Annotated in this window: 24 protein-coding genes; 5 read left to right on the plus strand and 19 right to left on the minus strand. The window is 34.5% G+C overall.

Features of this window, described 5'->3' with window-relative positions:
- Positions 1-102 precede the first annotated feature (102 nt).
- Positions 103-735, minus strand: coding sequence for an orotate phosphoribosyltransferase (pyrE, locus tag GCQ56_RS01880; protein ID WP_152732699.1), 633 nt, complete (start codon positions 733-735; stop codon positions 103-105).
- A gap of 91 nt (positions 736-826) precedes the next feature.
- On the opposite strand from pyrE, the gene GCQ56_RS01885 reads away from it, so the two are divergent.
- A complete protein-coding gene (locus GCQ56_RS01885) occupies positions 827-1,420 on the plus strand; it encodes an NUDIX hydrolase (RefSeq protein WP_193323692.1) in 594 nt (197 codons plus the stop codon).
- A 147-nt stretch (positions 1,421-1,567) separates the two neighbouring features.
- Here GCQ56_RS01885 and GCQ56_RS01890 read toward each other — a convergent pair whose 3' ends face one another.
- Positions 1,568-2,266, minus strand: coding sequence for a Crp/Fnr family transcriptional regulator (locus GCQ56_RS01890; protein WP_152732701.1), 699 nt, complete (start codon positions 2,264-2,266; stop codon positions 1,568-1,570).
- 154 nt (positions 2,267-2,420) lie between these two features.
- Between GCQ56_RS01890 and GCQ56_RS01895 the strand changes: the two genes are divergently transcribed.
- On the plus strand, positions 2,421-2,876 hold the full coding sequence (locus GCQ56_RS01895; RefSeq protein ID WP_152732702.1) for an OsmC family protein: 456 nt from the start codon (positions 2,421-2,423) through the stop codon (positions 2,874-2,876).
- Between the two features lie 47 nt (positions 2,877-2,923).
- On the opposite strand, the gene GCQ56_RS01900 is transcribed toward GCQ56_RS01895, so the two are convergent.
- The 6 genes from GCQ56_RS01900 to GCQ56_RS01925 form a co-directional block, all read right to left on the minus strand.
- On the minus strand, positions 2,924-4,330 hold the full coding sequence (locus tag GCQ56_RS01900; RefSeq protein ID WP_152732703.1) for a TlpA disulfide reductase family protein: 1,407 nt from the start codon (positions 4,328-4,330) through the stop codon (positions 2,924-2,926).
- Positions 4,331-4,352: 22 nt separating this feature from the next.
- A complete protein-coding gene (locus GCQ56_RS01905; RefSeq protein ID WP_227005966.1) occupies positions 4,353-5,489 on the minus strand; it encodes a serine hydrolase in 1,137 nt (378 codons plus the stop codon).
- A gap of 4 nt (positions 5,490-5,493) precedes the next feature.
- The gene (gene coaD / locus GCQ56_RS01910) at positions 5,494-5,973 is read right to left on the minus strand and encodes a pantetheine-phosphate adenylyltransferase (RefSeq protein ID WP_152732704.1); all 480 of its coding nucleotides are present in this window, start codon (positions 5,971-5,973) and stop codon (positions 5,494-5,496) included.
- Positions 5,974-6,051: 78 nt separating this feature from the next.
- Positions 6,052-6,852, minus strand: a complete 801-nt coding sequence (locus tag GCQ56_RS01915; RefSeq protein ID WP_152732705.1) for an ABC transporter substrate-binding protein — start codon at positions 6,850-6,852, stop codon at positions 6,052-6,054.
- The gene (locus GCQ56_RS01920) at positions 6,852-9,074 is read right to left on the minus strand and encodes an amino acid permease (RefSeq protein WP_152732706.1); all 2,223 of its coding nucleotides are present in this window, start codon (positions 9,072-9,074) and stop codon (positions 6,852-6,854) included. Before GCQ56_RS01920 ends, GCQ56_RS01915 begins: the two co-directional genes overlap by 1 nt.
- 69 nt (positions 9,075-9,143) lie before the next feature.
- The gene (locus GCQ56_RS01925; RefSeq protein ID WP_152732707.1) at positions 9,144-10,271 is read right to left on the minus strand and encodes a DUF4369 domain-containing protein; all 1,128 of its coding nucleotides are present in this window, start codon (positions 10,269-10,271) and stop codon (positions 9,144-9,146) included.
- A 243-nt stretch (positions 10,272-10,514) separates the two neighbouring features.
- On the opposite strand from GCQ56_RS01925, the gene GCQ56_RS01930 reads away from it, so the two are divergent.
- Positions 10,515-11,432, plus strand: coding sequence for a hypothetical protein (locus GCQ56_RS01930; protein ID WP_152732708.1), 918 nt, complete (start codon positions 10,515-10,517; stop codon positions 11,430-11,432).
- 37 nt (positions 11,433-11,469) lie between these two features.
- Positions 11,470-12,588 (plus strand): saccharopine dehydrogenase family protein, encoded by a 1,119-nt coding sequence (locus GCQ56_RS01935; protein ID WP_152732709.1) that lies wholly within the window; start codon positions 11,470-11,472, stop codon positions 12,586-12,588.
- Between the two features lie 3 nt (positions 12,589-12,591).
- On the opposite strand, the gene hydF is transcribed toward GCQ56_RS01935, so the two are convergent.
- The 8 genes from hydF to GCQ56_RS01975 form a co-directional block, all read right to left on the minus strand.
- Complete coding sequence (gene hydF, locus GCQ56_RS01940; RefSeq protein WP_152732710.1) at positions 12,592-13,812, minus strand: [FeFe] hydrogenase H-cluster maturation GTPase HydF; 1,221 nt, start codon at positions 13,810-13,812, stop codon at positions 12,592-12,594.
- A gap of 9 nt (positions 13,813-13,821) precedes the next feature.
- On the minus strand, positions 13,822-15,276 hold the full coding sequence (locus GCQ56_RS01945; protein WP_152732711.1) for a lyase family protein: 1,455 nt from the start codon (positions 15,274-15,276) through the stop codon (positions 13,822-13,824).
- A 2-nt stretch (positions 15,277-15,278) separates the two neighbouring features.
- Positions 15,279-16,442: a sigma-54 dependent transcriptional regulator gene (locus GCQ56_RS01950; RefSeq protein ID WP_152732712.1), complete on the minus strand. Its 1,164-nt coding sequence runs from the start codon at positions 16,440-16,442 to the stop codon at positions 15,279-15,281.
- Between the two features lie 2 nt (positions 16,443-16,444).
- A complete protein-coding gene (locus GCQ56_RS01955) occupies positions 16,445-17,419 on the minus strand; it encodes a phosphatase (RefSeq protein ID WP_152732713.1) in 975 nt (324 codons plus the stop codon).
- Between the two features lie 239 nt (positions 17,420-17,658).
- The gene (locus GCQ56_RS01960) at positions 17,659-18,999 is read right to left on the minus strand and encodes an ABC transporter permease (RefSeq protein ID WP_152732714.1); all 1,341 of its coding nucleotides are present in this window, start codon (positions 18,997-18,999) and stop codon (positions 17,659-17,661) included.
- An 18-nt stretch (positions 19,000-19,017) separates the two neighbouring features.
- Positions 19,018-19,941 carry an ABC transporter ATP-binding protein gene (locus GCQ56_RS01965; RefSeq protein ID WP_152732715.1) on the minus strand — a complete coding sequence of 308 codons (924 nt, stop codon included), beginning with the start codon at positions 19,939-19,941 and terminating at the stop codon, positions 19,018-19,020.
- 193 nt (positions 19,942-20,134) lie between these two features.
- The gene (gene dnaJ / locus GCQ56_RS01970) at positions 20,135-21,283 is read right to left on the minus strand and encodes a molecular chaperone DnaJ (RefSeq protein ID WP_152732716.1); all 1,149 of its coding nucleotides are present in this window, start codon (positions 21,281-21,283) and stop codon (positions 20,135-20,137) included.
- A 32-nt stretch (positions 21,284-21,315) separates the two neighbouring features.
- Positions 21,316-21,921: a nucleotide exchange factor GrpE gene (locus tag GCQ56_RS01975; protein ID WP_152732717.1), complete on the minus strand. Its 606-nt coding sequence runs from the start codon at positions 21,919-21,921 to the stop codon at positions 21,316-21,318.
- Positions 21,922-22,190: 269 nt separating this feature from the next.
- Here GCQ56_RS01975 and GCQ56_RS01980 point away from each other — a divergent pair, with 269 nt between their 5' ends.
- Positions 22,191-22,634 carry a hypothetical protein gene (locus tag GCQ56_RS01980; protein WP_152732718.1) on the plus strand — a complete coding sequence of 148 codons (444 nt, stop codon included), beginning with the start codon at positions 22,191-22,193 and terminating at the stop codon, positions 22,632-22,634.
- A gap of 61 nt (positions 22,635-22,695) precedes the next feature.
- Here GCQ56_RS01980 and GCQ56_RS01985 read toward each other — a convergent pair whose 3' ends face one another.
- From GCQ56_RS01985 to GCQ56_RS01995, 3 genes are all read right to left on the minus strand, one after another.
- Entirely contained in the window at positions 22,696-23,232 is a 537-nt protein-coding gene (locus GCQ56_RS01985; protein WP_227005967.1) for a TlpA disulfide reductase family protein, read from the minus strand.
- An 82-nt stretch (positions 23,233-23,314) separates the two neighbouring features.
- Positions 23,315-24,625: a UDP-N-acetylglucosamine 1-carboxyvinyltransferase gene (murA, locus tag GCQ56_RS01990; protein WP_152732719.1), complete on the minus strand. Its 1,311-nt coding sequence runs from the start codon at positions 24,623-24,625 to the stop codon at positions 23,315-23,317.
- A gap of 116 nt (positions 24,626-24,741) precedes the next feature.
- On the minus strand, positions 24,742-25,395 hold the full coding sequence (locus GCQ56_RS01995; protein WP_152732720.1) for a DUF4290 domain-containing protein: 654 nt from the start codon (positions 25,393-25,395) through the stop codon (positions 24,742-24,744).
- Between the last annotated feature and the right edge of the window lie 8 nt (positions 25,396-25,403).

The following is a 25,403-nucleotide window of genomic DNA, read 5'->3' on the forward strand; positions in this document are numbered from 1 at the left end:
AGATAGTGAATTTTTCAAATACGAATCGGTATTAGAATACAAAAGAGGGCATTCACAGTGGAATGCTCTCTTTTTAATTTTATTTTATCAGCAAATTAGAGATTATACTCCCCAACTTCCCGGATCTTTTCTCCATTTTTTCAACTGATCTACATCTTCAGGTTTAACGTATCCAATTTCCTGAGCACGATCAATCATCACGTTGTAATCACTTAAAGTATCTACCTTACATTTTGCATTTGTGAAATTGTCTTCGGCTTTTTGAAAACCATAAGTGAAAATAGCTAGCATTCCCAATACATCGCAATTTGCTTCACGCAATGCTTCAACTGCCTTTATACTACTACCACCTGTCGAAATTAAATCCTCAATTACAACAACTGTTTGTCCAGCTTTAATTTCACCTTCAATTAGGTTTGTCATACCATGAGCTTTCGCCGATGAGCGGATATAAACCATTGGTAAATTCAATTCTTCAGCTACCAATGCACCCAGTGCAATTGCTCCTGTTGCAACACCTGCAATTACTTCTACATTTGGATATTTTTCTTTAACCGCTTGGGCAAAAGCTTTTTTAATGTAGGTTCTTACCTCAGGAAATGAAAGGGTTTTTCGGTTATCGCAATAGATAGGCGATTTCCATCCAGATGCCCAGGTAAATGGGTTTGTTGGTTCAAGCTTAATTGCTTTAATTTGCAACAAATATTCAGCGACTTGTTTAGCAGTATTTTGCATTCTTTCAATGGATTTATGGATTGTTCGTAAATTCAAAAAGCGGAAATTCAAGCAATTGTATATTCCGACACGTTTTAAAAATCTACCGCAAATGTATAAAGTATTTTTTAAAGATCGATCGATTTTTTTAGGGGATAAAAGTGAAAGTTCGAATTTTGAAGGTATGGTATATGCCTGGACCGAGGGAGAATCTCTGGAAGGTTTGATTTTACAGTTTGATGAAGATGAAAGTAAGGAGGCTATTTTTATTGTAGCTGATGATTTGAATGAACTTTATAATCACTTTAAGTCCTGTTTTAAATACATTGAAGCTGCTGGAGGTGTGGTGTACAATTCCAACGCACAAATTTTAGCCATTTACCGATTGGATAAATGGGATTTGCCGAAAGGAAAGGTGGAAAAAGGAGAATCAGTTCGCGAAGCTGCCGTACGCGAGGTGGAAGAGGAGTGTGGTATTTCAGGAGTTGAGATCGTAAAGGAAGTAAATTCGACCTATCATACCTATTGGATGAAAGGGAAGTTTGTATTGAAAAGAACTTACTGGTACGAAATGAGTTACTCAGGCTTAGAAGAATTGGTGCCACAAACAGAAGAAGATATTCAGGAAGCAAAGTGGCTTTCTCAAGATAATTTAGAAGAATTCAGAAGCAATACTTATGCTTCGATTCTTGAAGTAATTATTTAACTTTCCTTATTTGCTCATACATATTAATATTTTCAAAAAGGAATTATACGTTTTATTGGAAACTGCTCCGTAATAAATACTTTGTATTTATTATATGCTTTACCTTTTGAAAAGGTGACCGAGAATTGGATTAATTCGTGATTAAGATTAACCATTTTTAATAATAAGGTCCAGACTTTCTGGTTTAAGTATGGTAATGTTTTTATCCTTCAGTTCTATGATTCCATCGGTATGGAATTTAGCCAGTGTGTGTATTGCACTCTCCTTTGAACAACCAGCCAGAGATGCAAGACCTACACGTGTAACCGGTAAAGTAAAGCTGTCGCTGGAGTATATTTCACTAAATTCCTGTATAATTATAGCCAGTGAACCTTCAACATTTTTATCAGATAATCTGCTTGTTCTGTGCACCATGCTATTGGTATTTGATGACATATGACGGATTAATTTAAGTGCAAATTCACCATTTTCTTTAATAAGACTTAAAAAGATATCCATATTGATCATTTGGATGGTAGTATCTTCTAAAGCAACAGCAGAAAAATCGAGACTTTTGCAGGCAAAACTGCAAACAATTCCTATAAAGGCTCCGTCACTTAGTAATTTTATTGTTGATATTTTCGAATCATTGGTGACATCTAATTTGGCGAGTCCTTTTTCAATATAAAGAATGTGAGATGCTACAAATCCTTGTTTGATGATTGTTTCGCCTTTAGCAAAATGAAGTAAGGTGGTGGAATTTTCCACTATTCTTTTTTGATCAGAAGTGAGGGCATTAAAACAGTCATCAGCACTAATTAGCTCAGCATCGGTTTGATACCTCTCAATTTGATATTCTAAATTCATTTTAGGAACAGATTTGATTTATAGATTGTTACAATCTTGCTGTTAAATTACACCAAATATAGTGAATCTATACTTCGGTTAATAGTTTTATAGTTGATTAAGACACCGCATTTTTAAATGGTAAATTAATTCAGCAACCAAAAATTATAATAAAATGTCAGATTTAAAATTTAGAGTAAAGGCACATAGCGAAAATCCAACCAAAACAATTGTTAAAGCAAGAGGTTTTGAAATTGTAATTGATGAACCGGCGGATTTGGGAGGAACAAATGAAGGAGCAAATCCGGTAGAATATATTTTAGCTGCTTTCTGTGGTTGTATTAATGTAATGGCTCACGTAATTGCAAAGGAAATGAACATTGAATTACGATCGGTAAAAATTAAAATGGCAGGAGAATTGAATCCGAATCGTTTGTTTGGAACATCATATGATGATAGAGCAGGTTATAAAGGGATTCAGGTGGTAATTGAGCCTGATTGTGATGCAACCGAAGAGGAACTAGCAAAATGGTTGGAAGCTATTGAAGATAGATGCCCTGTATCTGATAATTTGAGAAATATAACTCCTGTAGAGTTAAAATTAAAATCTAAAAAATTAGTTGTTTCTTAATTGATAATGAAATTAAAACCACCACATAATTACAGTTGGTGGTTTTTTTATTGTTTGTTATACGATTTCCTTGCAGCATCTCTCGCAATTTTAATAAACTCCATGCGGATATTTTCTTTTGGACCAGCAGCAGGAGCTTTTGCAATATTTCCACTTGGGTCGATTAGAACATAACTAGGAAATGCTTTAACCTTGTACTGGTGAATTAATTGGTGCTGATCTCCAATAGGAACTATTGGCCACGAATAAGCATTCTTTTGAAGAAAATCCAATACAGTGTTTTCATTCCAATTGCAAGCAATACTTAAGAACTCAATGTGCTGACCAAATTGCTGTTTCAGTTTTTCAATTTCTTTAAAATCTTGTACACAAGGATAAGATTGAGTGTTACAAAAATTTAAATACAGATATTTCCCCTTGTAATTAGCCAAAGAGTGATCTCCAATTGTAAAATTGGGAGCAGGATAATTCTTTTGCAGATGAGTTATTTTTGCAATATAATTTGAACTCAAATTCTTATTGTAAGAGTTTTGTGTGTTTTGCTTGAGATCTTTTAATATTGAAAGTGTTTTCCCTTTGCTTATAAATTTTCGGGTATAAGAATCAAATATCGAGCTAGCAATTATCATGTTTCTCAATTGAGAATTCTGATAGGCAGGATACTTTTTCATTAAAGCTGTAAGTGCTTTGAATGTAGTTTCGGATTTGAATGCAGCAGATAAATTGGCTGACTCTTTTTGCTTGAAATATCCGTTCAAGAAATTACCATATTGCTTTTTGTACAAACTTACATAGGCAGGATTCTTCAGTTGAAGTTCCTGATCTAAAAAGTATTTTTCTTCAATTTTCAGGAAGGAATTCGGATAAGCAAGGAATTCTAAAAATCCCAATCGATATTTCAAATATTCTTTAAAAAAGGTATTCTCAGTTGATTTATAATCGTTATTTAATTCTTTAGAAAAATCATTTCCAATGGATTTCTCTTTTTTTCGATAAATTTTGTGAAAGTTCTGATTGATAAAAGAATCCATCTTGTCATCCAGCTTGCGAATCATAAGATTCAATTCTTCAGAATCCGCATTCGCAACACCTAACATCAACTCATCGGCTTCGAAAAACGGATTTAGTTTTTGAGCAGGTGATAATTCTTGTTTTGGAGGAAACTTAAGTTCATATTCCTTTCCTGGCTCCAGATAAACAAATCCTTTGTATATGCCTAAAGGGATAAATACCAACTGAGTTTGATCCAAATCGAATTCGCAAGAGAAATTACCATCAGCATCAACTTTAAATTCTGCTAATTGTTGATCATTATAGGTAAAGGATTCAGAATGAAATTTTACTTTTAGATTGGTTCCAGCATAAGAAGGAGTCGTACCTGAAATTATTACTTTTTCAGCCATTGTTTGAAGTGAAAAAGCCAATATTATCAATAGAAAAGTAAATGCTTTCATTCTGTAGAATTAGATGGATTTATTATTTCAGAATCTTTAAGGCAATATCAACATATTTTGGAATATCCATTGTAATTTGTCCTTGCTTCTCTTTGTCTTTTTGTTTTCCCAAACGAACTACCACAGCATTTTTTTCGGCAATAGCATAAATGTACTGACCACGATGTCCTCTCATGTAAGGGATATTCATTCCTTTATAAGGCAACACCCAATATTGATATCCGTAGCAATCGAGAGCAGCCGATTTTTCTTCGTTTAGTAAGAAACTTGCTGCTTGCGTGGCATCAGTAATGTAATTTTCTGATACCAATTGTTGTCCGTTCCACTGTCCTTTGTTTAAAACCAACTGTCCAAATCGGGCAGCATCGCGAGCATTGGTGTTAAAACAGCAAAAGGATTTCTCATCGCCATCTTTCTTATCTACACTCCAAAGAGCAGGTTTAACTGCGTTCATTGGTTTCCAAAGTTTTCTTTCGGCATACTTTGAAATGGTTTCGCCTGTAGCTTCTTCAACAATAAAAGCCAACAATTGCGTGTTTCCACTCTGATATCTAAAGCGAACGCCAGGTTTTTCAATCAATTGCTGATCGGTGCTAACCTCACGAAGATTTTTACCATAGTAGGCTTTGGTGGTAATCGAAGTAGGACTACTGTAGATCTCATTCCAATCTAAGCCTGAGCTCATGGTCAGCAATTCTTTAATTGTAATTTTACCTCGTTCGTCGGTCGAAAATTCTGTTAGATAATTGCCTATTGGTTCATCAACAGATTTAATTTTGCCTTCGTCGATAGCAATTCCTATTAAAAGGCTTACAATACTTTTGGTAGCGGAGAAAATATTGGAATGAGAATCTGTTCCATATCCATCCCAATATTCTTCAAATAGTACTTTCCCATCCTGAATAATCAGATAAGCAACAGTTTCGTGATTTTCCAGATATTCTCTATCGGTCTGATCTAATTCCTGCTTGTTATAGTTATCGGCATCAGCCCAATCAGCTCCATTTTCAACGGAAACCTCTTTGTTTTCGAATATGGTATAATCATCGAGATTTGCATACCAATAAATTAAACTGGTGCGTAAATACTTTGGAGCTAAAAGCATCCAAAGACCAACTGCAATAGCTAGAACTAAAACTGTTTTGCTTAATCGTGACATGAACTTATGGGTTTAGTTTATAGGCATCCGGATCGATTACATCTGGTAAAAATTGTGAAGCATCACCACCATGACGAATGATATCTCTAACGATAGTTGAGGTAATCATAGTATGTTCAGGAGTGGTTAAAAGAAAGATAGATTCTAAATCGTAAGCCATTTTCTTATTGATTTGAGCTATTGCACGCTCATACTCAAAGTCGGCAGCAGTTCTTAATCCACGTAGAATAAAACCAGCTTTTTTAGCCTGACAGTATTCAACTGTTAGTCCTCCGAAAGTTTCAACTTCAATTTTTGGATTGTTGTGGAATGCTTCTTTTATCCACTGTACTCTTTTTTCAACTGGGAAAAATTGTCTTTTTTCCGAATTGTATCCTATGGCAATAATAATCTTGTCGAATAAAGGCAAAGCCCGGGTCACAATAGATTCGTGACCAATAGTAAATGGGTCGAAAGAGCCCGGGAAAATAGCAACGCGTTCCATTAAAATGTATTTTTTGGTATAGAGCAAAAATAGAAAGAATTATCGGATTGGCTCACGAGTAAAACGATCTAAGCTTGACTACAATTGAATTTTATTGATTAAACTTGAAAAATATTTACTTGCTTTCTGCAAATGCGATTCATACCATGAGAACATTTCACCATCGACTAATTCAATTTTAGCATTTGGTAAAATCTTCTGAAATTCTGCTTTATTAACATCAGAAAAAGGAAATGGCTCCGATGAAAGAAGAACAAGCTCTGGATTTAAATCTTTAATTTGTTCTTCGTTCAGAATTGGGTAACGCTCATCTGATTCTTCTATAATATTCTCGAACCCGCACATTTCCAACATCGAATTGATAAAAGTATCTTTTGCAACACACATGTATGGGTTTTTCCAAATCAGATATAAAACTTTAATTTTTTGATCTCGTTTTGGCAATTTCGAAAATTCTTCTCTAATCTTATTTGCGATTTCGAATGCCTTTGGTTCACTATTCGTAATTTTACCTGTCTTTAGAATATTGCTTAATGCATCTTCAAAATTTCGAACTTTACTAACGTAAACCGGATAGAGTTCCATTAATGCTTCTATCTGTGCTTTATTGTTTTCTTCCTCGTTTGCCAGAATCAAATCAGGATTTAGTAATTTAATTTTATCGGCATGTAGATTTTTAGTCCCACCAATATTCGGTAAACGTTCAATTTTATTTTCAGGATAACGACAAAATCTGGTACGTGAAATAACTTTATCATCCAATTCCAAATCAAATAGAAATTCGGTAGTTGAAGGAACCGCAGAAATTATTCTTTGCGGAGGAAATGGAATTTGTATTTCACGTCCTAAATCATCGGTTACTGTTATAAAATCAGCCATTACTTGATATTAATTTCTTTGTATGAACTTACGAAAAGAATATTTCCCATATCTTCAAAACCAGTGAATAAATTAACACCTTCTTCATCCACATCTTCGTGATTGAAACCTAAGATACTCAAATCGGCATCCATTGAGTTTTGCTTGATTACCTGCTTCTTATTGGCGTAATTTGCATTTATCAACTCAATATTACTAGGTGAAATTGGCAAACGTCCAGATTTAATTAGAGCTAATAATTTCTCTTTTTGATTTTCCAACTGATCTTCAGGGTAAATTGCAAATATCTTAATAGTTCCTTTTTTCCAATCAGGGTGACCTTGAATGATGTAGGCTAGGAGAATCATCAGATTTGCATTTTCAAGATCATTGGCGCCAATCCAGACATGAATTTCTTTTTGATAGCCAAATCCTTTGTATGATGTATTCAGAATACAAACATCAAAATGTGTTGATTCCAACAGCTTGTAATTGTCAATTACATAGTTTAATCTTTCAGGTTGTGTTCTCGAAAACTCAAAAAGAATTGTATTGTAACCGTGTCCTGATATTCCTGACAACTGCATTACCTGAGCTATTGCTGAAGTCATCGATGGACTAATAATTGTATCCAAATAAACACGATTTTTACTGCCTGAAGCTAGATTAATCAACCTGTTCATTACCTTCTTCGATTCAGCATTGGTCTCTTCATTCAAATATCCTTCAAGGAAATGAATGTAGGTGCCAAAACCGTATTTGTAAGATATCCATCGCAACAAATCAAAAGCTGATCTGCGTTTGAAAGAATCCTGCGATATGCAAATGGCAAAAGGTCTCCAACTTAATTCTCTATCACCTTTTTCTGCTCTTTGTGCAAAAATCTGTAAGTGACGACTTAATTGGAAAACAACGCCTCGGAAAAGTTTTGCTAGACCTCTGTGCTCTTTTGCCGTGATATTAAAACCGTAATAAATTCCACCCATTATCAATAAAGACAAAATGGCATAAGACATATTCATCTGGAACATGATCCAAAACGAAAGTAGAGCTCCTAATAGTGACAAGTACCATTTCGAACGGAATGTTGGTCGATAGGAAGGATCTGCAGCAAAATGCTCAAGGAATGAGATCATACAGATTGCACCATATGTCACCATGAAGAACATAGAGATAATTTGTGCAACGAAGTCTACATCACCAATAATTATAAAAACAAAAGCAATCGCAATTGATATTGCCGAAGCATTAATAGGTTCATTATTTTTTTTGCTTTCCGATTTTAACCATTTGTTTAGTCCTTTTTGAGGAAAAATATCATCTAAACCAATGGCTTGTAAAGTTCTTGGAGCAACCATTATCGATCCTAAAGCAGAGGATAAAGAGGCTGCAGCCAAACCGATTGGAATAATTGGACCCCAAATGGCAATTTTTCTCATGATCAACTGATCACTTGCCAGATCTTCCGGATTTGCAGAAACTGTAAATTTATAAGCAGCCCAGATGTATATTACCAATCCACCAATGGTAGCCCAAATGGTACCTCTAGGAATCGATTTTCTTGGATTTTTTAAATCGCCTGATAATCCCAATCCAGCGGCTAAACCTGTAAATGCAGGGAAAACAATAGTAAATACATAGAAGAAACTTTTAGGATTTTCTATAGTTGCATCCAACACAATTTCTTTAGGAGCATCAGCAGGTGACCCGAGAAAAAACATAAATAAGGAAACTCCTAAAGTTGCAACAACAACGTATAAGGCTTTCATTCCCATATTGGCTCCTCGATAAAGAAAAAGAGCTGAAAGAATGGTCATTGTAGGGATACTAATTGCTCGTTTATCGTAAATCAATATCCCATAATTATCAGCTAACCATTGAATTGCTGGATCGAATGCTTCTGCAAATGCAATTACATAAAAAGCTACGGATATGGCTTGTGAAAGGTACAAAGTGATACCAATGGCAGCACCAATATTTAATCCAAACGAGCGAGATATTATGTAATATGCTCCACCTCCTAGTACTTTTTGGTTAGTGGCAATTTCGGCAACTGCCATTGCTGTTGGGATTGTAATTAAATGACCAAGAATAATGATGCCAATAACACCTATAAATCCAACATTACCTACAGCCCAACCGAATCGAAGGAATAAAATTGCTCCAAGGATGGTGGAAATAGCAGTTAAAAAAACTGGCATGGTGCCAAAATTAGCTTTGGTTTTCAGTAAATTATCGGGCATGTAGAATCTCTTTTAATACTTTTTATCAAAGTGATAAATATAGTTAATCGTATTTTAAATCAAGCTAAGCTAGTTTGAAAGATGTTTCGATAGCTCTGTTTTTAAGATTTCAGGATCAAACTTGTTTTGTTTGTAGATAATGTTTCCTTCAGAATCGAGTAAAAAAGCCTTAAAACTTCTATCTAAATAGCGAATAAAATCGACACTATGGTCTAAACTTTCTATTTCAATACAATTCAATTCAGGTTTGGATTCTGGATGCCAATTTTTAGCTATTGCGCTACCTTTTATCTGAACCATGTTAAAGGATGAATTCCTCATAATACTTACGACTTCAAGTGTCGGATGAGTACTTGTGATTTCCTGAATATTGGTATAGAATTCTTTGTTTTGTTCTTGAGTCCATGTTCTCCAGATGTACAATAGAATTGGTTTGCCTTTTTGCTTTGCTAAATCATAAAGATCACCATTTAGAGTTTTTGCCTTAAAATAAGGAAATTGTCCATTACCATTTAATGTTTCAATTGTGTTCACTCTTTTTTCTAGATTATTCACATAAAGACCATTTGGGTTGGCTTGTTTCAGAGTTTTCAATTGTTCTTTAACATATTCAATCCCTTTTTTAGCTCTAAAATAATCTTGATAAATTAGATATGGAATTACCGGTGAGGAAGCATATTTGTAGTAATACTTATTTTTGAATTGATTTAATCTTTTGTATTCAGCCATGAATTTGGCTTTCTTAATAGAGTCATTATATACTTCCGGAATTTCAAGATTATCAGCAATTTTTAATTTTTGCTTATTGTTTTCTTTTAATTTGATTAGAAAATCTTCGTATCTGTCTTGGGCAGGTGAGCCTTTCAATTTTCCGATCGCAAATTTATGCTTAAAATCTTTTGCGTGAATAATAATGTTCATATTGGTAGGCGAGAGAAAAAGTTTACATTTTTTCCATTTGGTAATTCTTAATTCTGCCGCAAAGGCTTGTTTGCATTTTCCTGAGAATTTAAAATCACCATTTTTAATTTTTACTGAATCAATGAGTACTGATTTTTCACCATTGTTTTTATACAAATAGATGGTTTGATCTTGTAGTCCACCAATCATTCCTTGTAGAACGAACTCTTTGTCTTGAGCTTTTGTAGTGTAAACTGTAATTAAGGAAACAATTATGGAAAGTATTAATCTCTTCATTTTTAGGATACGTTAATTGGGTTTTATTTTAAAAACTAAAGATAATAATAATCTCTTTTAATCATAAATTATTAAAGATTTGGATTTTTTCGAGAAACTCACTTGTAAAAATGTCAATAATTAGTCTGGATTGTAAGGTAAAGTACTTATAAAAAGTTTTTTAAGTTTTAAGAAAGTATTTGTAAATTATAAGAATATGTGATGTTTATTAAAATGAATTATTTGTCGGTAAGAAATATAATCATGTTTATTTTGTTGGCTGGAATTATCGTGTTATGGATTTTTTCAGGAATCATTGCTGAATCTACTTTTAGCTTTGTGGAAACTAATTTATCTCCAGATTCATACATGCGTTCTGGCACTGAAGGCCTACAGGTTATTGTACAATCTTATGCTGGTGTATTATTAGTATTTTGGATATTACTTATAATCTTGTTGTTTACAGAGATAGGAGTAAGGTTACAATGTATTTTTTTCCCGGAAAGAGTTAAAGTGTTTTTTTTAGGAGATATCTCTAAAGCTAACGTACTAAAAAGATATTATCAAAAATTATTTTTCACTTCTGTACTTTTAGGGATTCCCATTACATTATTGTCTTTTTTTAATCATAGTCCTGTTGTTCAGGAATTATTAAAAGAGGATGGAATTTTTGAATACTCAACCTTTTTTCTTCTTTTAATTTCAAGTGTAATGCTTTTGGCTGCGTATTTTTTAAGTAGAAAGATACAGCCTAACAATAGAATATTAAGCTATGTATTTGTTCTGTTTTCTATATTTTTATTGCTAGTTGCTTTTGAAGAAATAAGTTGGGGACAAAGAATTTTTGGTTGGGAAACTTCAGAAGAGCTTATGAAATACAATGATCAGAATGAGATTAATATTCATAATATGTTTAATTTATTTTTCCCATTCATTTATCCAGTTGCAGCAATACTAATTTTTCTGTTGTGTCTATTAGGCTGGATACCACGACGTAAATATCGAACCGATAAATTTAAATTGTTTTTTCCACACCCAAGTCTTTTTCCATTTGTCTTATATGCTCTAATATCACTCTTGGCTGGAGATAAAGAGGTTTTTGAAGTATTCATTTATTTCTTCTTTTTCTTTTACAGTTTGAATATGTACTTGATATTATTTTATAAGAGAGTTGATTTGTAGAGAGCCTTAGGACTTAATTAAGAAAAAAATTAATAGGATGAAGAAAATAACTGTATTAGGCACCGGTTTGGTTGGTAAATTAATTGCAATTGATTTAAGTGAAAGATATGCTGTTACTGCTGTTGATCAAGATGCAAAAGCATTGGAGGAATTGAAACGATATTCAAGCATAAAGGTTTTAAGGAGGGATTTATCGGAAGTGGGAGCTGTCAGAAAGCTGGTTGCTGATTCTGATTTGGTTATTGGTGCAGTTCCTGGATTTATGGGGTACAAAACTGTTCGAGAAGTTATCGAGGCGGGAAAAGATATGGTTGATATCTCATTTTTTCCAGAAGATCCTTTTGAATTAGATGGTTTAGCAAAAAATAACGGATGTTGCATTCTCACAGATTGTGGCGTTGCTCCTGGTATTGGTAATTTAATTCTAGGATATCACAATGAAAAAATGAAGGTGAATAATTTTAGATGCATGGTGGGTGGTTTACCTTTCGAGAGGGAGTGGCCTTGGGAATATAGAGCAGTTTTTTCACCGCTTGATGTGATTGAAGAATATACCCGATCTGCCAGATATGTTCAAAATGGAGAGGTGATAGTAAGAGAAGCACTATCGGATCCTGAGTTGGTAAATTTTGAAAAGGTAGGAACATTGGAAGCGTGGAATTCTGATGGTTTGCGTAGTTTGATAAAAACGATGAATGTTCCTAATATGATTGAGAAGACATTACGATACCCAGGGACAATAGAATATTTGAGAGTTCTGCGTGATACAGGCTACTTTTCGCATGAGGAAATTGAGGTTGCTGGACAAATAATCAGACCCATAGATTTAACCTCAAAATTACTATTCTCGAAATGGAAATTGAAACCAGAGGAGAAAGAGTTTACCGTAATGCGAGTAGAGGTGGAAGGCACTAAGAATGGATTGAATCAACGAATTGTATACGATTTATTTGATCAGTTCGACGAAGAAAAAGGATTCACCTCGATGGCACGAACAACCGGATACACCTGTACAGCAGTGGCAAATATTCTCTTAAAAGGAAAATTTGATCGGAAAGGTATCAATCCTCCTGAATATTTAGGAAAGTATGAAGAGTGCTTCCAATTTGTCTTTGATTACCTAAAAGAGCGAGGTGTTAATTATACCATTTGCTAAGATCTACAAATAATCAAGAGATGAATCTTCTATTTTTGCAAATGGAGCTACAGCTCTGTTGTAAATTCCCTGTACATATGCAATTGCCATTCCGTAATTGGTTACTGGTATTCCTCCATCAATTGCCGGCTGCAGTCGGTTGCTCAATTGCTTGGGAGTAATCATGCAACCACCACATTGAATTAGTAATGCATAATCAGACATTTCATCAGGTATTTCATCTAAACCTGCTATTACAACAAATTCTAATTGTTTACCAGTGTAATTTGAAATCCATCGAGGAATTTTCACTCTGCCAATATCGTCGCAGGAAGTATGATGAGTACAGCTTTCCAATAGCAGAACTTTGTCACCATCCTTTAGGTCAGATATCTTCGGAGTTCCTTGTAAGTAAGCATTAAAATTACCTTTAAAATGTGCCAGCATAATACTAAAACTGGTAAGAGCCACATCCGAAGGAATCGATGCTCCTGCTTTTAAGAACACCTGGCTATCGGTTACAACCAATTTTGGTTTAATACCTGTTTTGCGAAGAAAAGCATCTACTTCACGTTCTTTTAAAACAATACAAACAGCATCATTATCTAAAATATCACGAATTGCCTGAACTTGCGGTAAAATTAATCGACCTGCAGGCGCTTCGATATCAATAGGAGTAATTAAAAGAACAATATCACCATAGGAAATCAGATCACCCAACAGGGAAGGAGTTGTAAATGCTGATTCCGGAATTGTCTGTTTGATACTCTTTACAATTGGCTCGATATTGCCGTTCGTATTTGAGAAGTGAAGTATTTCCTTTGCTCCTTTATCAAGTAGTAATTCTGATGTATTGGAGTGAAGTAGTTCAATATCTTCCTTATTGTGAACAGCGATGAATGGAACATCTTGTTTTTTGAATTTTTCAATTAGATCCAATTCAAATTCACCAAAAGTATTTTGAGTAATCACCAAAATTGCCAAATCGATAGTTTTAATGGCTTGATTGGTTTTAAGAATTCGTTTTTTTCCCAATTCCCCTGTATCATCAATACCGGCCGTGTCAATTAAAATCACTGGACCAAATCCGGTAATCTCGAACGATTTTTTAACTGGATCTGTTGTTGTTCCAGCAACATCTGAAACAATTGCAATATCCTGACCAGCTAAAAAGTTGATTAAAGTACTTTTACCATTATTTCTTCTTCCAAAAATTCCGATATGTGGACGTCTTTCTCTTCCCATTTTATTCAGTTATCGCTGTTCACTGTTAATCGTATCGCCTATAATAAATCCTAATTTCAACAATTCCTCTGGCTTAATTAAATTTTCCAATGATTGCACATCTATAATTTTAAGCTTTTCGTTCGCTTCAAGAATTGAAATTTGATGTATTTTCATCTCCTTAGCCAATTTTGCTGCTTTGTGATAGCCCACATAAGGAGATAATGCTGTGGCAACTGAAGGATTTTTTAGTAAATTATCTTCAATTGGATTTGATTTTATTATCAACTGTTTAAACAGATTATCTGCTAAAGTTTTATTCGAGGCAATTAATAGTTTGATACTATCCAAAAGTGCATGACCAATGGATGGGAGATAAGCATTTAGATCCAAACAACCTTGTCCGGCTAAATTACTAATCATCATATCATTTGAATAAACTTTGTGAGCCGAACTAATTATAAATTCTGGAATTACAGGATTAATTTTCCCTGGCATAATAGAGCTACCAACCTGTTTTTGAGGAAGATTAAGTTCTCTGTTGTGAAATAAATCGGAACCTAGTAATCTTAAATCAGAAACCATTTTTTCCAGATTTACAGCGTGCGCTTTTAGTATGGCATGAACTTCGACAAAACCATCCTGATTTGAAGTTGCGTCTGATAAATTCTCTGATCGGGTTATTGGTAATCCAGTTAGTTTTTGCAGGTTTGGAACTACTTCCATAATAAAAAATCGAGGAATAGATAGTCCTGTTCCAATAGCTCCACCGCCTAGATTTACTTCTTTAATTCTTTCGAAACATTTGGAAACTCTCCACCAATCTCTCGAAAGAGCATTGTTGTATGTGCTAAATAATTTATCGTAGGAAGTGGGAACAGCTGCCTGCATCTGCGTATAGCCTTGTCGAAGAACATTTCTGTACTTACTCTCGATTTTTTCAACTGCCAATCGTAATTCGTTAATTGATTCTTCCAGTTCCTGTAACAATTTAATGGCTGCAACTTTTAGCGAAGTAGGAATTACATCATTTGTAGATTGGAATACATTTGCATGTTCAAAAGGATCAATTTTGCTATAATCACCAATATCTTTGCCGGCGATTTGTAATGCACGATTTGAGATAATCTCATTCACATTCATGTTGATACTTGTACCAGCACCACCCTGAATTGCAGGAACTATAAAGTTCTCGAAATGTTTGCCTTCATTTATTTCAGAAGCAACATCTTGTAAATTTTCAATCAGATTTTTATCAAGTAATTGGAAAGGAAATTCTTGATTCGGAAATTTTCGATCAATTCCTTGCAGAAAACCAAGGTAGGTTTTGTAACAAGCCTTTTTCACGATTCCAACAGCCATAAACCATTCCTTATGAAATGGTGTTTGATCAGGGAAATTCTCTTGTGCACGAAGTGAATGTATTCCCCAAAGTGCATCCTTTGGAATCTCTCTGCTACCGATAAAATCTGATTCTGTTCTCATGTTTATTTGGCTACTTTGGTATATGATTTTACATCATCAACACTTATACTCGCTTGTCCTAATATTATTAATCTTTCAATAATATTTCTGAATTCTCTGATGTTACCAGTGTAGTTGATTTTCTTCAGTTCTTCCAATGCGTCTTCATCAATTCTTTTAATAGGTAAGCCCATTTCTGCACAAATCATATCAACAAAATGATTTGCCAACAGAGGAACATCATCAATTCTTTCATTTAGCGAAGGAACTTCAATTAAAATTACACTTAAACGGTGATATAAATCTTCTCTAAAATTGTTGTTTTGAATCTCTTCAGCAAGATTTTTGTTCGTAGCAGCAATCACACGAACATTCACTTTTATTTCTTTATCGCCACCAACACGAGTAATTCTATTTTCCTGAAGAGCACGCAGAACTTTCGCTTGCGCTGATAAGCTCATGTCTCCAATTTCATCTAGAAATAGAGTTCCACCATCAGCCAATTCAAATTTACCTTTACGCTGCTTGTGTGCTGATGTAAAAGAACCTTTTTCGTGTCCGAACAATTCACTTTCGATCAATTCTGAAGGAATTGCAGCACAATTCACTTCAATAAACGGACTTTTGCAGCGATTGCTTTGTTCGTGAATACGATGAGCGACTAATTCCTTTCCAGTTCCATTTGGTCCGGTGATCAGAACTCGCGCGTCTGTAGGAGCAACTTTGTCGATCATTTCATTTACTTGATGAATGGCTTCTGATTCACCAATCATCTCGTATTTTTTGCTCACCTTACGCTTCAAAACTTTTGTTTCTGTAATTAGTTTCGATTTGTCTAAAGCATTCTTAATAGTGATCAGGATTCGATTCAAATCCAAAGGTTTTTCGATAAAATCGAAAGCTCCTTTTTTAATGGCTTCAACAGCTGTGTCTATATTTCCATGTCCTGATATCATGATAACGGGTGTATCGAGAGCTAACTCCTGAGTTTTTTCCAAAACTTCGATACCATCCATTTGAGGCATTTTAATATCGCAAAGAATTACATCGAATTCATCACTCTTAGCCAGTTCCAATCCTTCTACGCCATTTTCGGCTAGACTGATTTCATAATTTTCGTAGCTAAGAATATCTTTTAAAGTATTGCGAATGCTTCGTTCGTCGTCAATGATTAGGATCTTGGACATGCTTATTTATTTACTTCAACAGATTCACTTTCTGTTGGATTAATATTTTTTTCAAAAAACTCATACAAAGCACCCTCTTTAAGCGCGTAGGATGATTGGTACAATTTACTAAATCCGGCTTCTTTCACCAGCTGGTTGATAAAAATACTTGCAATTACCATCAATTCAACTCGAACTGGGTCCATTCCAGGCATTTCTTTTCTCTCTTCTAAAGTTGAATTGAGAAAGCTTTGATGCAATCTGAAAAAATCCTTGAGTTTTATTTCAAATTGTGATTCTGGTAATCCATTTGAAGGAAGACCTTCGGCAAGTAGAACTTGTTTAATCGTATCGAACGATCCTGATGAACCAATCAAAGTTTTAACAGAATGAAGTTCAATTGCTTCGAATAAATCGGATAATTGTTCTTTTAAATAAGTTTCAACTTCCTGTGTCTCTCCTTTTTTGATAGGATCAGATGGCTTGAATTGTTCCAATAAACGAGTTATTCCTAGTTGATAACTTTTCTTCCAGAATACTTTCTCGTTATTAGCAATAATTATCTCATTGCTTCCGCCTCCAATATCGAGAATGGCAACTGGTTCGTGATTTAATTCCATTGCATTTTTGGTTCCGGAATAAATCAATTCAGCTTCTCTGTCACCAGAAATTATTTCGATTGAAACACCATAATTCTTCTCAAGCATTTTTACAAATTCAATTCCATTTTCGGCTGATCTTATTGCTGAAGTAGCAAAGGCTATGCTTGTATCAACTTTGTGTTCTTTTGAAATTTTAGCTATTTCATCAAAAGCATTTTTAGCTCGTTGAAAAGCTTCTTCCGTAATCATATTTTGATTAATACCGCCTTTTCCTATTTTGGTCGGATATTTTGAACGGTGCAGTATTTTAGGTTTCTCTCCCTCTTCTTGCTCCGCTACCAATAAATTGAATGTATTGGTTCCTAAATCAATTACAGAAATCCGTTTTATTTGCATTTTTGTTGGTTAAAGGTTTGTGTGAATGATGATTTCCTAATTCATAAAATAAATTGGGAAAGCTATTCTAAATCGAAGATAGTAAAAACTTTGTTTTCGATTCATGCCATTTGTCAATGTCTTGTTATTACTCGCACATAAGACACGAGGCTAGCACCCCAAAAACTGTGCCTTTTTTATATTTATGACAAATGCCCCAATAATAATTGAGGCATTTGAACTATTTAGTTTTTTTTTTTCTAATTGTGATATCGAAGCCATTTCCATATCTCTTTGTACGACACTTTTTTACCATACATTAGAATTCCTGTTCGGTAAATTTTAGCAGCAATCCAGGTGATGAATAAAAATGTTCCTATCAACAATGTCATAGATAACAAAAGTTCCCAAATTGGCACACCAAAAGGAATTCGAACCAACATTACAATAGGAGAGGTGAAAGGTATTATGGATCCCCAAAATGCCAAACTACTTTCCGGGTTTCTGGCAACAGCAAAACCAATATACAATGCTAAAATTAAAGGAATGGTAATTGGCATCATGAATTGTTGAGTTTCCGTTTCATTATCAACCGCACTACCTACAGCTGCAAAAAGAGCTGAGTACAATAAGTATCCGCCAAGGAAGAAGAAAATGAACGCTCCAATTATACCAGCAACATAAGCCAAATCGAATGTTCCTAATACATCCTGAACCATTTTAAACTGGTTTGCATTTAATGAGGCTGCACCTTCAGGTAATTCAGCAAGAGTTTTAGCTTGTTGGATAGTATCCATGTCAACTCCTGGTAACACAAGAGCGGAACCAACTGTAATGATAATTCCGGATAAAATTACCCATAAGATAAACTGGGTGAGACCCACCATTGCAACACCTACAATTTTCCCCATCATTAGCTGGAAAGGTTTAACCGATGAAATGATAACCTCAACAATTCGGTTACTTTTTTCTTCGATAACGCCACGCATCACTTGCACCCCGTAAAGGAAAATAAACATGTAAATAATGAAACTTGCAGCAAAACCAATTCCCATTGCAATTTCGGTAGAGCTTTGTTTTACTTCACCACCTTCACCAAACTTAATGGTTTTCATAGAAATAGGAGTGCGAGTTGCTGCCAGTTTCTCCTCTAGGTCTGGCATGTTGGCTTCTGCAATAATTTTTGAGCGTTTTATTTTCTCAATGTGTTGCCTGATTTGAGAACCAACTTCAGTTTTTACTTCTATGGTAACCTGTTTATAAGAGAATAAGTCGGCTGTTCTGCTTTCCAAAATATTTTTTGGAATAACAAGAATTGCATAATATCCTTTACTTTCAATCTGAGTTTTTGCATCTTCGAAACTGGTATTTTCGAGATAGTTGAAAGTTGTGTATTCTTTGCTTTGAACTGGCTCAACCAATTCTGATTCGTTGATAACGGCAATGGTTCTCTTTTCGGTATCATCTTTTAACATCATCCAAATCATGAATGCATAAATACCTGCAATCAATACTGGAGTAAGGAATGTTAAGATTAAAAATGATCTCTTTTTTACACGAGAAAGATATTCTCTTTGTATAATGATAAATATTTTGTTCATCGGTATAGATCTGTCTGGTTAGATTTTTTTATTTTCTTTCACAACTCTGATAAAGATATCGTTCATATTAGGAATGATTTCGCTAAATGAAACGATGTTTAAGTAGGGCAGAAGTTGTTCCAATAATTCGTTAGAAGTTGAGCCGTTGTGTAGCTTAATTTTTAAGCTGTTCGATTCAATTCCTTTTGTTTGTTCCACTACTTCAAAATCGGCTTTAAGAATTTGATCTAATTTATCGAATTCTCCAGTATAAGTAACTTCGTAGGTATTGGTTCTGTATTTTTTCTTGATTTGTTCAACCGGACCATCAAGAATTTTTTCTGATTTGTTGATCAATGCAATGTGATCGCAAATTTCTTCAACAGAACCCATGTTGTGAGTGGAGAAAATAATGGTGGCACCTTTTTCACGAAGTTCAAGAATTTCCTTTTTCAAAAGGTTCGCATTGATTGGATCGAAACCGGAAAATGGCTCATCGAAGATCAATAATTCAGGTTCGTGAAGAATGGTTACAATGAATTGAACTTTTTGCTGCATTCCTTTCGATAGCTCTTCAACTTTTTTATCCCACCAAGGTAAAATATCAAACTTATCGAACCACGATTTTAGCTTTTTGGTTGCTTCTTTCTGGCTCATACCTTTAAGTTGGGCAAGATAAACAGCTTGTTCGCCAACCTTCATTTTTTTGTATAAACCGCGTTCTTCTGGCAAGTAGCCAATTCTTTTAACATCGTCTGGCTTAAGAGCCTCTCCATTAAAAAAGACTGTACCTGAATCGGGACCGGTTATTTGATTGATAATACGAATAAGAGTTGTTTTACCCGCACCATTTGGACCCAGAAGTCCAAAAATACTGCCTTTCGGAACAGAAATGCTTACTTTATTCAGCGCTTTGTGTCCTGCATATTGCTTAACAACGTCTTTTGCTTCGAAAAATGCCATGTAGGATTATTTAGGTTTAGTTACACTTCAATTTTTAACTGAAATCTAATGTACGCAATTTTGAGAAACCCAACATAAAAAATCGATATAAACAGAAAAGAACATGTTTTTGTTCTGTTTTTCAACGATGTATTAATTAGAACAAAAAATCCCCAGCCGAAGACTGAGGATTAGATATTATTTTTTTTAAATCTTACTCAAAAAAGTTTCTCACCTTTTTAAAAAAGCTTTTCTCTTGTGAAGTTGGCTTAGGAGTAAATGATTCTGAAGCCTGAAGTTTTTCCAGAATCTTCTTCTCATCTTTAGTAACATTGTTTGGAACCCAAACATTAATTTTTACCATTAAATCACCTCTTCCATATCCATTTACATCAGGTAAACCTTTACCACGTAGGCGAAGAATTTTTCCAGGTTGAGTACCAGCTTCTATCTTAACTTTCACTTTGTTTTCGATAGTAGGAATTTCAACAGCAGTTCCTAAAATTGAGTCAGGAATACTAATAAATAGGTTGTATAATAAATCGTTTTCATCACGAACCAATTCTGGATGAGCTTCTTCCTGAATTAATATCAAAAGATCTCCGTTTACACCACCACGTCGTGCTGCGTTACCTCTTCCGCCTACAGATAGTTGCATTCCTTCAGCAACACCAGCAGGGATATTGATTGTAATTATCTCTTCGTCGCGAACGATACCTTCACCTGAACAACTAGTACATTTGTTGGTAATCATTTTACCTTCTCCACTACATGATGGGCAAGTTGAAGCTGTTTGCATCTGACCTAAAATGGTATTCTGAACTCTGGTTACCTGACCAGACCCATTACAGGTTGAACAAGTTGAGAAAGAAGAACCATCTTTTGCACCTGATCCGTTACAAGAGTTACACTCGATGTACTTTTTAACCTTAATTTTCTTTTCAACACCTTCGGCAATTTCTTTTAAAGTAAGCTTAACCTTAACACGAAGGTTGCTACCACGATTTACTCTTTGAGAGCGACCTCCGCCGCCGCCAAATCCACCGCCAAAGAAGGAACTACCTCCAAAAATATCTCCAAAATGAGAGAAGATATCTTCCATGTTCATTCCACCACCGAAACCACCTCCGGAAGCACCGCCCATTCCTGCATGACCGAACTGATCGTAACGTTGACGTTTCTCTGCATTGCTCAAAACTTCATATGCTTCAGCCGCCTCTTTAAAGTTCTCTTCAGCTTCCTTATTTCCAGGGTTTTTATCTGGGTGAAACTGAATTGCTTTTTTTCGATATGCTTTTTTTAGTTCGGCTTCAGAGGCTGATTTTGAAACCCCTAATACCTCGTAATAATCTCTTTTCGACATCTTTTATCAGATTAGATTTAGGAACCAGATATTTATTCTCCTACAACAACTTTTGAGAAACGGATTACTTTCTCGTTTAGAGTGTATCCTTTTTCAACACAATCAACAACTTTTCCTTTCAACTCCTCGCTAGGAGCGGGTATTTTTGTGATTGCTTCGTGGATGTCGGTGTCAAATTCCTGGTTTACAGCTTCAATTTCTTTAACTCCGTTTTGAGAGATAAAATCTTTAAAATTGCTATAAATTAACTGAACACCTTCTTTAAGAGCTTCAACATCTTTGGCATCATCCATAGATTGTAGCGCGCGTTCAAAGTTGTCCATTACAGGCAAAACATTAACAAGAATTTTTTCACCTGCCGATTTGGTAAGTTCCATTTTCTCTTTTAATGTTCTTTTTCGATAGTTATCGAACTCGGCAGACAAGCGCATGTACTTATCGCTGATATCTTGTAATTTAGTTCCAAGTTCTTCTATTTCATCTGCTTTTTTCTCCTTTGCAGATTTCTTCTTCTCTTTCTTTTTTTCTGCTTTTGGTTCTTCTTTAACCTCCTGCTCCTCTACTGTATTTTCAACAGTAGTTTCCAAATCCTTTTCTTCCAATTCTTCTTTTTTTGATTTGCTTTTATCTTTTGTCATTTTTCAATGATTTTTTTGTTCTAAAATTCTTGGCACAAGTAAACAAATAACCTGCCAATGTGCAGCTTTGCGACAAATTGGCACAAAGATAGAATTTGAATCTGTAAAAATTGCCTTTTTATGTCATTTCATTCAGATAATGATTCGATTAGACTTAATTAAAAAAGTATTGATTTGGTTATTTTCAAAAAGAAGTAACTTATGTTTTTCAAAGATTTGAGTGTTTAACTTCTTCATTTTGATTATTTTTAATTGTAAATAGGTTTTTTATGGAAATAGTAATTGACAATGAGGATTTTTGTATCCGTTTATATAAGAATGTAGCCTATCTAAAAGTGATAGGAATGCAGGATGCAGATTCGGCTGAATTCTTTGCAAAAACTATTGATGAGATGTTGAAAAAATATCCTTATAAAGAATTTGCTTCTCTTTGTGATCTTACAGATTTGATTTTATCTGATCCCAGAGTGGCATTACAAATTAATAAAGCAATACGAAAGATTACAGAAACCTTGGAATACAAGCACAATGCTGTAATAGTTAAGCCAAAATTCTTACAAATTATACAGGCTTATATTTTTTCATTTTATTTGAGAGATACGGATTTAAAAACGAAAATTTATAAAAATCAGCTAGATGCGATTTGTTGGTTGGAAGATAAGGGATATTGTTTGAAAAAAATAAAGGAATTTCTTTGTGTTAATTGTCAATAAAAAAGCTGATAACCACAATCATTTATGTAGTTACCAGCTTGAGATATATTTTAGAAAATTGTTATTTCTTGGTATAGTACTGAAGAGTTAATTCTAATTTTTCACCACGAATATTTTTGGCTAGAATAATACCGTTGCCATCAATTAGAAAGTTGGAAGGAATGGAGTTAATTCCAAACTTTGTTGAAGTTGGAGAATGCCAACCTTTTAACTCGCTAACGTGATAATCCCAGTTTAGTTTATCTTTTGCAATTGCAGCTTTCCAGCTTGCTAATTTTTTATCAAGCGAAAAACTATAAATGGTAAAACCATTCCCATTCTTAAATTTAGCATCCTTAAATTTATCGTATGCCATAACGATTCTTGGATTTTCAGCTCTGCAAGGAGGACACCACGAAGCCCAAAAATCAACAAGAACAACTTTGCCTTCCAAAGAGCTAAGTTTGATTTCTTTTCCATCAACTGATTTGGCAATGATATCTGGCAATTTATCGCCTACATTATATCCTTCTTTTACATCCTTTCCTTTTTCTCCAGCAATAGCTGAAAAAGAGAAAAGAAACGCGAATAAAACCAATGTATATTTCAAATTCTTCATATGTTTTTACTTTAAGCTATTAATATTTTCTATCTGATTTTAAAAATAGATATATCTATGTGTTTAAACTGTTAATGAATAGTTAATTAACAATTCGTTTGATGTTTGCACCGATAGCATTTAATCTAAGATCGATGTTTTCGTAACCTCGGTCAATTTGATCAATATTATGAATTGTACTTTTCCCTTCGGCTGATAAAGCGGCAATTAACAAGGCAACTCCAGCTCGGATATCAGGTGAAACCATGGTTGTTGGTCGTAACTGTTGTTCGTGATTTAGACCAATAACGGTTGCTCGGTGAGGATCACAAAGGATAATTTGAGCACCCATGTCGATTAGTTTATCAGTAAAGAATAAACGACTTTCAAACATTTTCTGATGTACTAAAACACTTCCTTTTGCCTGAGTAGCAACCACAAGAAATACACTTAATAAGTCAGGAGTTAATCCTGGCCAAGGTGCATCTGCAACAGTAAGAATGGAGCCGTCAATGAATGTCTCAATTTCGAAATTCTCTTGTTTTGGAACGTAGATATCATCACCTTTTAGTTCCAGTTTAATTCCCAATTTACGAAAGGCGTCAGGAATCATTCCCAACTCTTTATAGGCAACATTTTTAATGGTAATTTCCGATTTTGTCATCGCAGCCAAGCCAATAAAACTACCTATTTCAATCATATCAGGTAGAATTCTGTGTTCGCAACCTCCCAGTTTCGAAACACCTTCAATTTCTAATAGGTTAGATCCAACGCCAGTGATTTTTGCGCCCATTGAAATTAACATCTTACACAATTGTTGAATGTATGGTTCGCAAGCAGCATTGTAAATTGTTGTAATTCCTTTTGCCAAAACGGCAGCCATAATAATATTGGCAGTTCCTGTTACCGAAGCTTCATCAAGTAACATATAGGTGCCAGTTAATTCTTTGGCTTCAACACGGTAAAAGTTTTCACCTTTGTTGAAATTGAATTTTGCACCTAGCTTCTGAAAGCCAATAAAGTGTGTATCTAATCTGCGGCGACCAATTTTATCACCACCCGGACGAGGAATATATCCTTTTCCAAAGCGAGCCAATAAAGGTCCTATAATCATGATTGATCCACGAAGAGAAGATCCTTTTTTTGCGAATTCAGGTGAATTTAAATATTCCAGATTTACGTTTTCAGCTTTAAATGTGTAACTGTTTTTGGACTCTTGTGAGACATTTACGCCAAGATCAGAAAGCAGCTCAATAAGCTTGTTGACATCTAAAATATTGGGAATATTATGAATTGTTACTTTTTCATCAGTTAATAAAGTAGCGCAAAGAATTTGAAGAGCTTCGTTTTTTGCTCCTTGAGGAGTAAGTTCACCTTTTAGAGGTTTTCCTCCTATGATTTCGAATGTGCTCATTAGGTATTTATTTTGGTGTGAATGATAAGTTAAAGATAATTATAAAAATCATTCAGAAAAGTGAAATTTTGTGGGAATATCAATAAAAAAGCCGGAATAAATCCGGCTTGTAAATATTATCTTTTCTTGTGAAATTTTCTGTTATCGTTTCGATTGTCGTTTCGATTGTCGTTTCGATGATCCGGTCGAGTAGGTTTTCTTTTTTTATTTTTTTGTGAAAAATCCTTATCTCTACTTTCTCGTAATTTTAATTCCTCTGGAATTTGAAGTTTTCCATCTGACAACTGAATGATATCCTGAAAAATTTTATCATCTGGTACACTATCCTTGTTCCATGTAGTGTATGATTTTTTCATGTGATTGGCAATCATTTGGATAAGCGCATCTTTTTCTTTTGGCTCTTCCATTTCAATTGCTTTCTCAATTAAAGCTTCAATTGTTCTACCGTAATGCTTGTATTTAATACGCTGATTACTGTATGGCAGTTGATCCGGTCTTTCGGCAAGTTTCTCTTTAGTTGGAGCTTCGTATGGAGAATCAATATCTAAGGTGAAGTCCGACATAATAGCCAAATGATCCCAAAGTTTATGTCTAAAATCACTAACATCTCTAAGGTGTGGGTACATGTTACCCATAACAGCTATGATACTTTTTGCAACACGGTTTCTTTCATCTCTGTCTTCAACAGTCATTGCGAAATTAACCATTTTCTGAACGTTTCGTCCATATTCAGGAAGAACAAGATGTTTCCTGTTTGAATTATAATCCATTTAATCAG

This window comes from Marinifilum sp. N1E240, from assembly GCF_009295825.1.
Classification (GTDB): Bacteria; Bacteroidota; Bacteroidia; order Bacteroidales; family Marinifilaceae; genus Marinifilum_A; species Marinifilum_A sediminis.

Bases quoted from the DNA above. Each gene is read 5' to 3' on its own strand.
- pyrE (WP_152732699.1), bottom strand. From the start codon at position 735: ATGCAAAATACTGCTAAACAAGTCGCTGAATATTTGTTGCAAATTAAA.
- GCQ56_RS01885 (WP_193323692.1), top strand. From the start codon at position 827: ATGTATAAAGTATTTTTTAAAGATCGATCGATTTTTTTAGGGGATAAA.
- GCQ56_RS01890 (WP_152732701.1), bottom strand. From the start codon at position 2,266: ATGAATTTAGAATATCAAATTGAGAGGTATCAAACCGATGCTGAGCTA.
- GCQ56_RS01895 (WP_152732702.1), top strand. From the start codon at position 2,421: ATGTCAGATTTAAAATTTAGAGTAAAGGCACATAGCGAAAATCCAACC.
- GCQ56_RS01900 (WP_152732703.1), bottom strand. From the start codon at position 4,330: ATGAAAGCATTTACTTTTCTATTGATAATATTGGCTTTTTCACTTCAA.
- GCQ56_RS01905 (WP_227005966.1), bottom strand. From the start codon at position 5,489: ATGTCACGATTAAGCAAAACAGTTTTAGTTCTAGCTATTGCAGTTGGT.
- coaD (WP_152732704.1), bottom strand. From the start codon at position 5,973: ATGGAACGCGTTGCTATTTTCCCGGGCTCTTTCGACCCATTTACTATT.
- GCQ56_RS01915 (WP_152732705.1), bottom strand. From the start codon at position 6,852: ATGGCTGATTTTATAACAGTAACCGATGATTTAGGACGTGAAATACAA.
- GCQ56_RS01920 (WP_152732706.1), bottom strand. From the start codon at position 9,074: ATGCCCGATAATTTACTGAAAACCAAAGCTAATTTTGGCACCATGCCA.
- GCQ56_RS01925 (WP_152732707.1), bottom strand. From the start codon at position 10,271: ATGAAGAGATTAATACTTTCCATAATTGTTTCCTTAATTACAGTTTAC.
- GCQ56_RS01930 (WP_152732708.1), top strand. From the start codon at position 10,515: ATGTTTATTTTGTTGGCTGGAATTATCGTGTTATGGATTTTTTCAGGA.
- GCQ56_RS01935 (WP_152732709.1), top strand. From the start codon at position 11,470: ATGAAGAAAATAACTGTATTAGGCACCGGTTTGGTTGGTAAATTAATT.
- hydF (WP_152732710.1), bottom strand. From the start codon at position 13,812: ATGGGAAGAGAAAGACGTCCACATATCGGAATTTTTGGAAGAAGAAAT.
- GCQ56_RS01945 (WP_152732711.1), bottom strand. From the start codon at position 15,276: ATGAGAACAGAATCAGATTTTATCGGTAGCAGAGAGATTCCAAAGGAT.
- GCQ56_RS01950 (WP_152732712.1), bottom strand. From the start codon at position 16,442: ATGTCCAAGATCCTAATCATTGACGACGAACGAAGCATTCGCAATACT.
- GCQ56_RS01955 (WP_152732713.1), bottom strand. From the start codon at position 17,419: ATGCAAATAAAACGGATTTCTGTAATTGATTTAGGAACCAATACATTC.
- GCQ56_RS01960 (WP_152732714.1), bottom strand. From the start codon at position 18,999: ATGAACAAAATATTTATCATTATACAAAGAGAATATCTTTCTCGTGTA.
- GCQ56_RS01965 (WP_152732715.1), bottom strand. From the start codon at position 19,941: ATGGCATTTTTCGAAGCAAAAGACGTTGTTAAGCAATATGCAGGACAC.
- dnaJ (WP_152732716.1), bottom strand. From the start codon at position 21,283: ATGTCGAAAAGAGATTATTACGAGGTATTAGGGGTTTCAAAATCAGCC.
- GCQ56_RS01975 (WP_152732717.1), bottom strand. From the start codon at position 21,921: ATGACAAAAGATAAAAGCAAATCAAAAAAAGAAGAATTGGAAGAAAAG.
- GCQ56_RS01980 (WP_152732718.1), top strand. From the start codon at position 22,191: ATGGAAATAGTAATTGACAATGAGGATTTTTGTATCCGTTTATATAAG.
- GCQ56_RS01985 (WP_227005967.1), bottom strand. From the start codon at position 23,232: ATGAAGAATTTGAAATATACATTGGTTTTATTCGCGTTTCTTTTCTCT.
- murA (WP_152732719.1), bottom strand. From the start codon at position 24,625: ATGAGCACATTCGAAATCATAGGAGGAAAACCTCTAAAAGGTGAACTT.
- GCQ56_RS01995 (WP_152732720.1), bottom strand. From the start codon at position 25,395: ATGGATTATAATTCAAACAGGAAACATCTTGTTCTTCCTGAATATGGA.